Origin of the sequence: Halobacillus salinarum (assembly GCF_022919095.1) — a bacterium.
Lineage (GTDB): Bacteria > Bacillota > Bacilli > Bacillales > Halobacillaceae > Halobacillus_B > Halobacillus_B salinarum.
This window is the reverse complement of sequence record NZ_CP095073.1, coordinates 1,769,770-1,782,158: the sequence shown is the minus strand read 5'-3', so window position 1 is coordinate 1,782,158 and position 12,389 is coordinate 1,769,770. Positions and strand designations below refer to the sequence as shown.

The window sequence follows — 12,389 nt, the reverse complement described above, 5'->3', positions numbered from 1 at the left end:
TTCCCCATTTATCATAACATACATCTTGCCTTTGAAAGAAGAAGGCGATCTGTAGTTGTTAATGGTATGATAAACTATATATAGAAGAGGTGATCATAAATGCGGGACCGCGAGCTTCTCGAAGACTTAACCCAGGATACAAGTACTCGTTTTGTCGTATTTACAGCAGGAAATCATCGATTTGAACTGGCTTTACTGCAAGCAGAATTCTTTCAAGACCAAATCATGGTCATTGACCTTCAAGGGTATCACCATGGTTTACTTGATCAGCACAACATTAATGAAACCGGCTACTTAGAACATGTCTTCCAATTAAGTCAAATGGAAGCTGAGGAACTAAGGCGGTATCTTCAGGATTTGCTTTAAAGAATAAGCATCCCCTCTTTGGAAAAACTAATTCCAAGGAGGGGTTTTTATATGGGTGATAAAGACAAGGAGTTTTATTCAGATTTTGCGAATGTAGAAGCTCAAAGGAACTATCTTGTACCCGAACAACTTCCTGAAGGGGCGTACGGTTCGCCCAGAAATAAATATAAAGCGGTTTCCAATAAAAAAAGTGCTCCCTGGAATGAAAAGCAGCGTTATTACAGTGCCTTTAACTACGAATACAAAGCTTTGCACCAGGACCTTCCTCGTCAAGAAGACGGGGCACACCCACCGCATGATGAACCGAACCGTGATTTAAAACCTTCCGAGGAAAAACATTAATAATAAAACCGGCGTGTCCATCACGCCGGTTTTAATGATCTATTCGCTTTAACACAAAATAAGCGCAGCCAAAATTACAATATTCATAAAGATAATCCTCAAGCGTGCTGATTTTCGTATCGAAGGTAGCTTTAGAATTTTGATCGTCATAAAATCCTTTAAGACGAAGCTGTCCATATCCCCAGTCGCCTACGATAAAATCATATTTGCTGAGAATATCACTAAACCTTCCTTCTAATTCCTCAAATTGGTAACCATCACGATGGTCCTCGATTATTTCGTACGTCTTCCCGTGTAATTCCATCATTATCACCTCTTACCTATTTCTAAGTGTACCATATTTCTTTATACACACGTAATTCCCTATGGGTGTTTTTTGTATTAATCCAAAAAATCCGTCCAACCTAACTATATGAACAAATTTCTCTAGGAGGATGTCTATGAAATTCAAACCATTACCTTTTCTTCTTGCTGCAGCCCTGCTTATTCCTGCAGGATGTGCAGATGAAGTCAAAAATGCTGATAATAAACACGACAAGGATGATGCACTTAATGGCAACCCTATGGATAGCTACAATGACAAATTAGTGGATGGCCAAGTAGGGTATGTCCGATTTAAAAGCACACAGCTGGATCAAAAAAAGGAACAGCAGCGCAAAATTAAAGTGAACAAAGAACAAGTTGCAGACATGGTGACACGTATGATCTTAACGTATGATGGCTTTGAAGACGTGGCAACCTTAGTAACAGATAATAAAGTACTGGTTGCGTACAGACCGCCGGAAGGTGAAGACAGAAACCGGGCAGCTGATATGGTGCAAAAAACAGCATACTCTCTCGTACCGAGTTTTTATCACGTATATGTTTCCGATCAGCCGTCAGCATTTGGAGATATCCAAAGCCTGAGTACCTCTACTGTTTATGATAAAAATTACAACAGTGTCATTGACAGTGTTGTAAACAAAATGAAGAAAGCTCCACAGGGAAAAACGACGCCAAATAACGCGGCTGAAAATATGAAAGAAGAGATGGGACGCTGACAAGCTCCCTGTCTTTTCCAATCATAACTACAGTTATTTTCCACATGCTAACAGTATTAAACGACCTGTAGGTGAATAGGATGAAATGTTTAGGATTGTTTTTAACTCTTAGTTGTTTATTATTTTTATTTCCTAACTCCCCTGTCTACGCAGATGAAGAGAGTGCAGCAAGGCTCGCACTCTACAAAAAAACGTCTGCTTTAACAGAAATCCCTTGGGAGTATTTAGCTGCCGTTGATCAATACGAACGCCAAATCCACTCCTCGATGGGAAAAAACCGCATTACCGCTATCGAACCGGATCCCTTATTTTGGACAGGAAGTGCAGGAGAAATGCCTGCCGATGTATTTCCTGAAGGCTGGGGATCTGATGGCAACGGGGATGGGAAAATCCAATTGAATAATGATGAAGATGTACTTTGGTCAATGGCCTCTTATATAAAGTCATACGGGACTACGAGAGACGATATTAAAATCGCCTTATGGAATTACTACAAGCGGGACTTAACGGTGCAAACGGTCATGAATACTGCAAAAGTATTTGAAAAATTTCAAACCGTTTCCCTTACTAAGCGGGACTTTCCAGTACCTATCCAAGCTAACTACAGCTATCGCAGTACTTGGGGGATGCACGTGGATTCGGAGGCAGGAGAATTCATGAAGGTACGGATATTTTTGCCAATTACGGTGTGCCGGTAAAATCAACAACTTATGGAGTTATTGAGATGAAGGGATGGAACAAATATGGCGGATGGAGAATCGGGATCCGTGATATTTACAATATCTATCACTATTATGCCCACCTTAATGGATTTAAAGAAGGCGTAGAAATTGGTGATGTTGTCCAGCCTGGGGACGTGATTGGATCAGTTGGTGCGTCTGGCTACGGGCCACCAGGCACCTCTGGTAAATTTCCACCTCATCTTCATTACGGTATGTACCAGGATAATGGGAAAAATGAGTGGTCTTTTGATCCTTATCCATATTTAAGAAAATGGGAACGAATGGCAAGAAAATAAAAAAACAGCGGCAGAGATGATTTCCCTGCCGCTGTTTTATTAATTGGCTTTAGCTTTCCGGACAGCATGAATAATACTTGCAGCCAGGCCGCCCCAAATGATGCCGATCGTAATAATGAACATGAAAACAGCCATTATCGAGCAACCTCCTTCGTGTCATCATCCATTTCCTGCTGGTATTTTAATTCGTCGTTCGGCCATTTTTTAATGGAAAGTAATGCCCCGACAAAAATAGCTCCGATGGCTACGATCCAGCCAAAGTTAAACAAAAAGTCGATTGGATATCCTGCATAAGCTTCGGTCACTTCTGCACGGAGGTTTTGAAGCATCATATATCCTAAAACGATAGGAGTGATCACACCAAGACAAATCCTCCACCATCCGCCAAGGCGGATATCGGATACTTCATTAGCATGCGATTGATAACTTTTCAATCCGCGGGCAAACCAGGCTAGAGCAACCACTTCAAACAATCCGGATAAAGCAATACCGTAGTTATTAATAAAGTGGTCTACCGTATCAAGTAAGCTAAGACCGCCTTTTGTAGCATAAGCTAATGAAATAATCGCGGAAAATCCACCACCGAAGATGACGGATTTTGTTCTGGAAATATTAAACTTCTCTGAAACAGCTGCCACATAAGTCTCCGTAATCGAAATTAATGAAGAAAGACCGGCTAGTACTAGAGAGACAAAGAAGAGGACGCCAAACAACCCTGGGATCCCAGGAATCTGGCTGATAATCTCAGGGAAGACCATAAATGCGAGTCCAATTCCCCCGACCCCTTTTTCAGCCGCCAGATCACTCACACTTGTTCCATAAGAATTTGCCATAAATCCGATGGCTGCAAATACACCGATTCCTGCTAAAATTTCAAAAGATGAGTTAGCAAAACCTGTGATAAATGCATTATTGGTAATATCAGACTTCTTAGGCAGATAGGAAGAGTAGGTGATCATAATCGCAAAAGCAATGGATAAACTGAAGAAAATCTGTCCATAAGCTGCTACCCAGACTTGCGGATCTGCGATCTTGCTCCACTGAGGAGTAAAGAAGGCAGACAATCCTTCACCCGCTCCTTCAAGAGTCACCGCACGGATGACAATAATAAGGAAAAGAACTAATAATGCCGGGATGAAAATTTTATTAGCAACCTCAATCCCTTTTTTAATTCCTCGTCCAAGGAATCCAAGTGTAATGACCCAGACCGCCAGTAAAGGCAGCAGTACTTTTGGTACCATTCCGCCAAATTGTCCTGGATCTACAAGATTCAGGAAGTCACCGACGAAAAAGCTGGTTGGATCATCGCCCCAAGATAAATTAAGAGAGTAAAATGCATACATAATTGCCCAGGCAATAATCACTGCGTAATAGGTGGATATGACAAATGCTATGGCCACCTGCCACCACCCCATCCATTCAAAACCCTTTCGAAGCCTGCCGAAGGATTTAGGAGCAGAACCTCTGTATTTATGGCCAATGGTATATTCCAAAATTAAGATTGGAATACCAGCCGTAAGCAGAGCAAATAAATAAGGTATGATGAATGCTCCTCCACCGCTTTCATAGGCTGTAGCCGGAAAGCGCCAAATGTTACCTAAACCGATCGCTGACCCCATTGCAGCCAGCAGGAAACCAACCCGTGTTCCCCATTGTGCACGATTTTCCATGTGAAAGACCTCCCTTTATTAATGAAACTCCTTTACAATTTAATGAAATCGTAAAGGAAATGTTTCAAATTTTTATTTTTTTCTGATTATTCATGCTTAATTATACCCATCCCCTACGGGCTTGTCAAAAAAATATTGAAATATTAAGAATTTTACACAAGTAGTAAAAAAAGGATAAAAGCCTCGTGTGCTTTTATCCTTTAGGCTGAATATACGGTTTTTTGTTTTCTTTTACAGGAGATAAGGAATGGATCAATATACCTGCAACTATTACGATGATCAAAGTCAGCAATAAGGGCAGCCACACCCCTCCCGTCAATCCTAAAAGGAGATACCCAATAGCGGCAGCCCCTGCAGCAAGGCCTGCATATGGAAGCTGGGTCATTACATGATCAATATGATTTGCCCCTGCTCCTGTCGACGAGAGAATGGTGGTATCAGAGATTGGAGAACAATGGTCTCCAAATACCGAACCTGCTAATACAGCGGATAGGGCAGGAAGTACTAAATTCGCATCGGTAACAGCTGCAATCTCTCCTGCGATCGGCAGCATAATGCCGAAAGTACCCCAGGAGGTTCCTGTGGCAAGAGCCATGAATCCAGAAACTATAAATATAAGGAAAGGCAGATAGGACGGGTTTATTGAAGCTTGATTAAACTGATCTGCTAAATACTCGCCTGTTCCTAAACCACCGATGATATCACCGATCATCCAGGCAAATATAAGAATGTAGAGTGCCGGGAGCATCGCTTTAATTCCTTCCCAGCTGACCTGACTTATAGATGATTTAGGCTTAGGTTGAGCAATATACATGAAAGCTGCGCTTAAAACAGAAATCGCACCCCCGATAAATAAGGAAATGTTAACGTTTGTGTTTGCAAATACAGCGAGTATATCAACCCCGCCGGTTGTGTTTCTAATTCCAGTAATTATCATTGCTGCAATGGTTCCTGTCACAAGAAATACAATAGGAAGAATAAGGTGGATCATCCGGCCGTTATCATGCTCTGTAAATTCATCGTTCAGATCTCCAGGTACTTTTCCTTTTCTTTTGTCAATCAAGTCGCCTGTTTCCAAAGCTCTCGTTTCATGGGTTTTCATCGGTCCGAAATCCAATCGTAAAAACACAGTTAAAAATACTAATAGCAAAGCAGCAAACACATAAAAGTTTGCAGGAATCATCCTGATAAATGCTTCCAGTGCATGATATTCAGTGATTTCATTTGCAGCTAGTATGCTGCCAATTGTACCGATGATATAAGCACCCCAGCTTGATATTGGAGAAATAACGGTTACAGGAGCTGAGGTAGAGTCGATATAGTACGCAAGCTTTGCTCGAGACACTTTGTGACGGTCTGTAAGCGGCCTTGCCACTTGACCGACAGCTAAAGCATTAAAATAATCATCGATAAAAATAATAATTCCGAGGATGACAGGAACCAGTTTGGCTCCCTTTCTTGTCTTAATGTGCTGAACGGCCCACCTCCCAAATGCGCGGCTGCCGCCAGAAGCTGACATGAAAGCAGTTGTGATCCCGAGTAACAGCAGAAAACTCAGTAAATAAATATTCCCTGTGTTTAAAGCTCCTTCACTATAAAAAATGGTATAGAATTTAGTCCAGATATTTTGCAAGGTAGCCGGAATGTTAAAGCTGGCAAGCATTAGAGCTCCAACTACAATTCCTGCTCCAAGAGACAAGATTACTCTCCTTGTCAGGACAACAAGAAGCAGCATTAATACAGCAGGTATAAGTGAATAAATCGTTCCTTCCATAGTGGTTCTCCTCCATTTTGCAATGATGTGATGGATCGGAAGGCTACTGTGGAATAAATGAGGGAATAAAAAAGCAATGATAGAAAATAACCTATCATTGCCTGCAGCAATTTTGATTATCATCCATTCGATCTGTAGCTCCCCATGCACCCTTAATAGCATGCATGACAGTGCACGCCTTATTCAGGTGTACACCAGCACAGTTGAGGACATCAAGCTGTGCTTCGGCAAGCCTCCCTTTTTCCAACCATCCATGCCGTGTCAGGCTCCGGTTGGATACTTATGAGACTCGCTCCTCTACCTCATCGTCTGATAAGGTCACGCATATTTAGTTCTTTGACATTTTATCAGTTCACAGTAGTTATTGCAAGGGGTCCATTGGATACGAAAACGGGGTAGATTCACCATTTGCTCCCATGCCATTATAAAAGTTTGGCACTTTTCCCATAATTGTGCTCGTATCAATCGGTATATCTGAAGCAACTGTAGTTGTTTCTGATGAGAAAGGAATGACGATTCGAACATTTACTTCGATGTGAATAGCAAGTTTAAAGAGAGCAGCGTTGATTCCATATTCGGTCATTTCACTTTTAAAGTTCGACTGAACATCCCCGATGACTCGCAATTGTACAGGAACTTTTGGACCGAGGTTGGCTAACAGGGAATTATTAGAAGCCTGACCAATTGGAATTTCAATCAGGGTTGCCGGCTGCTCGCCTAAATCCTCTTGAGTCTGATCAGGATCAATGTCAGGCTCCAAGCTCGTGTCCTCTAAAGGCAATTCATTTAATTCCATACGTTTCAGGAAATTTTGAACACGGTATGTTGTATTTCTCAATACTCTGTTGACAACGACGGAATTCCACCCCATGTAGACGATATTTCCATTATCATCTTTCTCCATCTTCACTAAATCATTAAATTGCAGATCTTCTGCAATCTGTTTATTAACAGCCTCATTGATTGCATCCCTCGCCAGCTGCTGAGTTTTTGTTTCGGCAATCCCGATTAATGTTGGGGTGATTCCCCTATTAATAAACCACAGGCTGAAAGATGTAAATAATACAAAAAATACAAAAGTAAGAACTATTTTTTTCCCAAGCGAGTCAGGGCGTGTTGCGTTTTTATTTTTTTTCATTAAACAACCCCTCCTGAACTATCTATATGTCCAATCAGAGAGGTTTAAGCACTAACTTAAGAAAGTTGTATCACAATTTTTAACGACAAGATTTAATTGCTCACTTAAATCTATTTCATACTTGGCCGTAACAGGATTCCTCTTCTCCTCAAAAATTCTCACGACGGGGCGGTCACAAAGGTAAGGATTCTGCCGTACAACTACACCGGTTCTGCCATCATTTAATTCAACAGTCAAACCATTGGGGTAAACCGCAATACAACGACGGAAAGCTTCCACCATCCTTTGGTCAAACAAACTTCCCGAACCGGCGTACAAAATTTCTAATCCTTCATGGGGCAGCATCGCTGGCCGATAGGAGCGGTTGCTTGTGACCGCATCAAATACGTCAGCCACAGCTAGCAGCTTGCCATATAAATGAATGTCTTCTTCCACTAATCCCCTTGGATATCCTGAACCGTCCAAACGTTCATGATGCTGGTATGCACAGTGAGCCGCCGTTAATGGAATGGTCGCAGCATTACGAAGAATTTGAAAGCCTGCATCTGTATGATTTTTTACGACCGTAAATTCTTCTTTGGTCAGTTTGGCAGGTTTATGAAGGATATCCCTTGGAACTTCGATTTTACCAACATCGTGTAAAATCGCACCTAGCCCTATTTCTTCCAGTTTATTTCTGTGAAGATTCAGTTCCATACCTAAAGCCAGCGAATACATGGTTACATTTAAAGAATGGGAAAAAATATATTCATCATATACAAATACATCCGAAAGCAGGGAAATCACTTCTTTATGTAAACTCAGTTCATGAATAATAGAACGCACCACATCCATCATTTGGCTTCCAATTTTATCAAAAACGAATCCACGATTCATTTGGTCACTTTTGAAGACCTCTTGAAATGCCGTTTTGATAGAGGCGACTGCTTCATTGCGCAGTGCATCTGTAATGGGATACTGGCTTATGATATCCTCTGTAGCTGCATCTTCAATATAAACGTATGTAATTGAATAATCCATCAGCTTTTGAATAAGGAGCGGGGTCATGGTTACCCCTGGTTTTAATAACGCTTGGCCACCATCATTATAAATTGGTTTTGCTAACTCTTGGCCGGGCTGTAAAGCTTTCGTCTCGATTAATCTCATAGGAAACTCCTTGAACCTTATTGTCGAATCATGTCTTCATTATATAACAAACATGATCTGATAAACATGAAAAAAGCTGCCCGAATCGGGCAGCTTGCAAGTTTAAGTGCTTAAAGTCTGAAGCGCTCTAGTCAATAAATCTCTTAAGAGCTCAGGCATATAATACTTTTTCTTTTTCGAATAAGCGATCTCAGGAAATAAACTTCCAAAAGTAAAGGTATCCGCGGTAGCTAGTGTATAGAGACGATCCGTTTGAATCAGCTCTCCATTAATCAAGACCTTATCGACGTGTTCTTCTCCGTTAGACTCTTGTGAAGTTTTGATCTCAACCCCTGTGAAAATCATCCGTCCAATAACTTCACCGCGAAAGCCAAAGCCCTTCAAGCGCATCTCCGTTAATTTCTTCGTGTGGGCAACTCTTATCACCTCAAGGACCTCATCCCCATAAAGTTCAACTTTACAAGGATTCATCGGGTGCGGACAAATCCTATGGACATCTTGAAAAGTAATGGCGCCACTGCTCAAATGATCGAGCAGTACCCCGGCATTCAGCATTGCTATATCGGCCCCTGTCCATTTCTGCATTTCAAATGTAAGCTGTTTCATTAAAGGAGTTTCCTGGAACCAGGCAATGTAAAGCGGCTCTTTCAAGGCTGCCACGGGTTCCTGAAGATAAGCGATTGCCTCATTCCTCATTTCAATCACCTGGCTGGTCGTTTCTTCGTCCTTAGCCATGTGTTCGGTGGGAACAGCATAAGCTTCTTTCTTTACAATGGAATGTTTCTCTAAATCCCACTCGATCATGACTTCTCCAAGGTGCGTTCCATGTTTACCCGCTGCCGTTAACAGCGATTTATTTGTATATTCTCCGTTTTGAAATAAATGATGGGTATGGCCGCCAATAATCAAGTCTATACCTGAATATTTTCTGGCGATTTCCTCATCATCATTAATCCCTAAGTGTGAGAGAAGTACGACAATATCTGCTTTCTGCTGTACTTCATCTAACATGCGGTCAAGCACGTCAAAAGGATTGTTAATTTCCCAGCCGAGCATTTTGTAAAAGGTTTCAAATGGTGCAGTTAGACCAATGACACCGATTTTCAATCCACGCTTTGATGTAATGATGGAATATGGTTTGAGCCATTCGGGCTGCGCGCCTTCCATTACACTTAAATTCGCACAAACAACATCGAAAGCAGCCTCGTTATAGAGGGTTAACAAATCCTCATGAGCAAGCGTAATCCCCTCATTATTCCCCAGATTGGCAAGGTTGTATCCCGCCTTGTTTAATAATTCAACGTTTCCTTTTCCCATTAACCCTTCTGCAATGGGATGGAACCTATCCACGTGGTCTCCATTATCAAGAATCCAATAGGATTCCCCATTGCGTTCATGTTTTTGTTTCTGCTTCTTAAAGTAACCGATAATTTGCGGCCAATTTTCGAAATGACTATGTAAATCACTTGTATAATAAAAAAATATCTTTTCCTTCATGATCCATCAGTCTCCTATCCAATCCCTTCCCATATAAGCCTTACTCCTATTAAAATGAGCAGTATTCGTAAAAACCATTCGACAGCTTGTCCATTTAATTTACGGTTCAACCAGGCTCCTGCTGTTCCTCCAAAGTAAGCTCCTGGAATAAAAAAGATCGTATGCACCCACTCTACGTGCCCAAGCACAATGTGAGTGGCAGAGCTTGATATACTCGCGAAAAATATCATAAACATAGAAGTGGCAGTTGCAATATGAGCTGGAAACCCGAAGAGCAGAATCATGGCGGGTACCATGAGCGAGCCTCCGCCGATCCCCAGCAGCCCTGAAAGCAAACCTACAATAAAAGCAAGGGTGATGCCTGTTCCAAGCGGCATATGATAGTTATGAGTGACCCCATTGATCTCTTTCACCCTTTTAATACCCTTTTTAGAGTTTTCATTCTCCCTGTTATTATTCCTTGGGAGAAAGAAAAGTAAAGACACCAAAATCATGACTGCGCCAAATAGTAAGGAAAATAAATCCGTTTTAAAAAATTGATTAAGCCATGATCCAAGAATTCCCCCGGGCACACTCCCCATTAATAACAGCCAGCCGATTTTTTTATCAACGCGCTGATGGCGGATATATGAAATAGTGGAAGACAACCCTGTAAAAATCATGACCACCAATGATATCCCTACGATTGATTGAGGCGTGACCCAATCAAAAGCAGAGAAGTGATCTCCAAGAAAGAGTAAGGAGGGAACTAAGATAACTCCTCCACCTAAACCGGCGATACTGCCAACTAGCGCCGTAATAAAACCAATGACAAACAATAATATAAACATAGGAAGCATTCCTTTGCCTTAATAAGATATTATTATACTATCACGTTTTCTATGACGAAAACATCCACCGAACCTGTTCCGTCACGTAATTTTTACATAAAAAAAACCGCACAGAAATCTGTGCGGAATAATTATTGAGTTATTAACCAATAGAACCTTCCATTTCGAATTTGATCAAACGGTTCATTTCTACCGCATATTCCATTGGAAGTTCTTTCGTAAATGGTTCGATAAAGCCCATGACGATCATTTCTGTCGCTTCCTCTTCAGAAATTCCACGGCTCATAAGATAGAAGAGCTGTTCTTCTGAGACTTTGGAAACTTTTGCTTCATGTTCAAGCGAAATGTTTTCATTCATAATCTCGTTGTACGGAATTGTATCTGAAGTGGATTGATTATCCATAATCAGCGTATCGCATTCCACGTTGGAACGGGCTCCTTCGGCTTTTCGTCCAAATTGCACAATACCACGGTATGTGACTTTTCCGCCATGTTTGGAAATCGATTTGGAGACGATCGTCGAAGAAGTATTAGGAGCAATATGGTGCATTTTAGCTCCGGCATCCTGGTGCTGTCCTTTGCCGGCAAGGGCAATGGACAGCGTCATGCCTCGTGCTCCTTCTCCTTTAAGAAGTACAGATGGATACTTCATTGTAAGCTTGGAACCAAGGTTTCCATCCACCCATTCCATCGTAGCATTTTTATCTGCCACTGCACGTTTAGTAACCAGGTTATACACGTTGTTCGCCCAGTTCTGGATTGTCGTATAACGGCAGTAGGCATTATCTTTTACAAAGATTTCAACGACAGCACTGTGGAGAGAGCTGGATGAATAAGTGGGGGCTGTACACCCTTCTACATAGTGGACAGATGCCCCTTCATCGACAATGATCAACGTACGTTCAAATTGTCCCATGTTTTCAGAGTTAATACGGAAGTATGCTTGAAGCGGAGTATCCACTTTTTGTCCTTTCGGTACATAAATGAATGAGCCGCCCGACCAGACTGCAGAGTTTAAAGCTGAAAACTTGTTATCAGATGGCGGGATAACTTTACCGAAGTACTCTCTGAAAAGATCTTCATTTTCTTTCAGAGCGGAATCGGTATCTTTAAACACGACTCCCATATTTTCAAGGTCTTCCTGCATATTGTGATAAACGACTTCAGATTCGTACTGAGCAGAAACACCAGCTAAATATTTCTGTTCTGCTTCAGGGATACCTAAGCGGTCGAATGTGTTTTTAATTTCTTCCGGAACTTCATCCCAGGAACGTTCTGAACGCTCTGACGGTTTAACATAATAAGTGATATCGTCAAAATCAAGTTCAGACAAGTCTCCGCCCCATTGAGGCATAGGCATTTTATAAAACTGCTCAAGGGACTTCAAACGGAAATCAAGCATCCATTGCGGCTCTTCTTTATAATTAGAGATTTGTGCAACAACCTCTTTCGTTAATCCTCTTTGGGTACGAAAGATGGAAATGTCCTTTTCGTGAAAACCATATTGGTATTCCCCTACTTCTGGCGCTTTTTTAGCCATGATTAAATACCTCCTTTTGGTATTGCAA

General features: G+C 41.5%; 12 protein-coding genes, 1 pseudogene and 1 riboswitch. Of the genes and pseudogenes, 4 read left to right on the top strand and 9 right to left on the bottom strand.

The features are described from left to right. Positions 1-99 precede the first annotated feature (99 nt). Together MUN89_RS09055 and MUN89_RS09050 are read left to right on the top strand one after the other, a co-directional pair. Positions 100-366 carry an SAV0927 family protein gene (locus tag MUN89_RS09055; protein WP_244713032.1) on the top strand — a complete coding sequence of 89 codons (267 nt, stop codon included), beginning with the start codon at positions 100-102 and terminating at the stop codon, positions 364-366. Between the two features lie 51 nt (positions 367-417). Continuing rightward, a complete protein-coding gene (locus tag MUN89_RS09050) occupies positions 418-708 on the top strand; it encodes a cytosolic protein (RefSeq protein WP_244713031.1) in 291 nt (96 codons plus the stop codon). 31 nt (positions 709-739) lie between these two features. Here the strand turns inward: MUN89_RS09050 and MUN89_RS09045 are convergent, their stop codons facing one another. After that, on the bottom strand, positions 740-1,015 hold the full coding sequence (locus MUN89_RS09045) for a YutD family protein (RefSeq protein WP_244713030.1): 276 nt from the start codon (positions 1,013-1,015) through the stop codon (positions 740-742). Between the two features lie 133 nt (positions 1,016-1,148). Here MUN89_RS09045 and MUN89_RS09040 point away from each other — a divergent pair, with 133 nt between their 5' ends. Together MUN89_RS09040 and MUN89_RS09035 are read left to right on the top strand one after the other, a co-directional pair. After that, a complete protein-coding gene (locus tag MUN89_RS09040) occupies positions 1,149-1,748 on the top strand; it encodes a YhcN/YlaJ family sporulation lipoprotein (protein WP_244713029.1) in 600 nt (199 codons plus the stop codon). An 80-nt stretch (positions 1,749-1,828) separates the two neighbouring features. Further along, positions 1,829-2,766 (top strand): annotated as a pseudogene (locus tag MUN89_RS09035) (M23 family metallopeptidase). 39 nt (positions 2,767-2,805) lie between these two features. On the opposite strand, the gene MUN89_RS09030 reads toward MUN89_RS09035, so the two are convergent. From MUN89_RS09030 to sufB, 8 genes are all read right to left on the bottom strand, one after another. After that, positions 2,806-2,901, bottom strand: a complete 96-nt coding sequence (locus MUN89_RS09030) for a MetS family NSS transporter small subunit (RefSeq protein ID WP_244713028.1) — start codon at positions 2,899-2,901, stop codon at positions 2,806-2,808. Continuing rightward, positions 2,901-4,436 (bottom strand): sodium-dependent transporter, encoded by a 1,536-nt coding sequence (locus tag MUN89_RS09025; RefSeq protein ID WP_244713027.1) that lies wholly within the window; start codon positions 4,434-4,436, stop codon positions 2,901-2,903. The genes MUN89_RS09030 and MUN89_RS09025 overlap by 1 nt, the downstream gene beginning before the upstream one ends. Before the next feature lie 193 nt (positions 4,437-4,629). Continuing rightward, complete coding sequence (locus MUN89_RS09020) at positions 4,630-6,210, bottom strand: Na+/H+ antiporter NhaC family protein (RefSeq protein WP_244713025.1); 1,581 nt, start codon at positions 6,208-6,210, stop codon at positions 4,630-4,632. Positions 6,211-6,337: 127 nt separating this feature from the next. After that, positions 6,338-6,518: riboswitch (Lysine riboswitch) on the bottom strand. Positions 6,519-6,571: 53 nt separating this feature from the next. Beyond that, on the bottom strand, positions 6,572-7,348 hold the full coding sequence (gene yunB / locus MUN89_RS09015; RefSeq protein ID WP_244713023.1) for a sporulation protein YunB: 777 nt from the start codon (positions 7,346-7,348) through the stop codon (positions 6,572-6,574). Positions 7,349-7,399: 51 nt separating this feature from the next. After that, the gene (locus tag MUN89_RS09010; RefSeq protein ID WP_244713021.1) at positions 7,400-8,494 is read right to left on the bottom strand and encodes an HD-GYP domain-containing protein; all 1,095 of its coding nucleotides are present in this window, start codon (positions 8,492-8,494) and stop codon (positions 7,400-7,402) included. A gap of 102 nt (positions 8,495-8,596) precedes the next feature. Further along, a complete protein-coding gene (locus tag MUN89_RS09005; RefSeq protein WP_244713019.1) occupies positions 8,597-9,991 on the bottom strand; it encodes a bifunctional metallophosphatase/5'-nucleotidase in 1,395 nt (464 codons plus the stop codon). 14 nt (positions 9,992-10,005) lie between these two features. Further along, the gene (locus MUN89_RS09000; protein WP_244713018.1) at positions 10,006-10,821 is read right to left on the bottom strand and encodes a sulfite exporter TauE/SafE family protein; all 816 of its coding nucleotides are present in this window, start codon (positions 10,819-10,821) and stop codon (positions 10,006-10,008) included. Positions 10,822-10,963: 142 nt separating this feature from the next. Next, entirely contained in the window at positions 10,964-12,361 is a 1,398-nt protein-coding gene (gene sufB / locus MUN89_RS08995; RefSeq protein ID WP_244713016.1) for a Fe-S cluster assembly protein SufB, read from the bottom strand. Between the last annotated feature and the right edge of the window lie 28 nt (positions 12,362-12,389).

Coding starts and splice junctions, on each gene's coding strand:
- MUN89_RS09045 (WP_244713030.1), bottom strand. CDS start 1,015: ATGATGGAATTACACGGGAAGACGTACGAAATAATCGAGGACCATCGT.
- MUN89_RS09025 (WP_244713027.1), bottom strand. CDS start 4,436: ATGGAAAATCGTGCACAATGGGGAACACGGGTTGGTTTCCTGCTGGCT.
- MUN89_RS09000 (WP_244713018.1), bottom strand. CDS start 10,821: ATGTTTATATTATTGTTTGTCATTGGTTTTATTACGGCGCTAGTTGGC.
- yunB (WP_244713023.1), bottom strand. CDS start 7,348: ATGAAAAAAAATAAAAACGCAACACGCCCTGACTCGCTTGGGAAAAAA.
- sufB (WP_244713016.1), bottom strand. CDS start 12,361: ATGGCTAAAAAAGCGCCAGAAGTAGGGGAATACCAATATGGTTTTCAC.
- MUN89_RS09030 (WP_244713028.1), bottom strand. CDS start 2,901: ATGGCTGTTTTCATGTTCATTATTACGATCGGCATCATTTGGGGCGGC.
- MUN89_RS09005 (WP_244713019.1), bottom strand. CDS start 9,991: ATGAAGGAAAAGATATTTTTTTATTATACAAGTGATTTACATAGTCAT.
- MUN89_RS09010 (WP_244713021.1), bottom strand. CDS start 8,494: ATGAGATTAATCGAGACGAAAGCTTTACAGCCCGGCCAAGAGTTAGCA.
- MUN89_RS09020 (WP_244713025.1), bottom strand. CDS start 6,210: ATGGAAGGAACGATTTATTCACTTATACCTGCTGTATTAATGCTGCTT.
- MUN89_RS09050 (WP_244713031.1), top strand. CDS start 418: ATGGGTGATAAAGACAAGGAGTTTTATTCAGATTTTGCGAATGTAGAA.
- MUN89_RS09055 (WP_244713032.1), top strand. CDS start 100: ATGCGGGACCGCGAGCTTCTCGAAGACTTAACCCAGGATACAAGTACT.
- MUN89_RS09040 (WP_244713029.1), top strand. CDS start 1,149: ATGAAATTCAAACCATTACCTTTTCTTCTTGCTGCAGCCCTGCTTATT.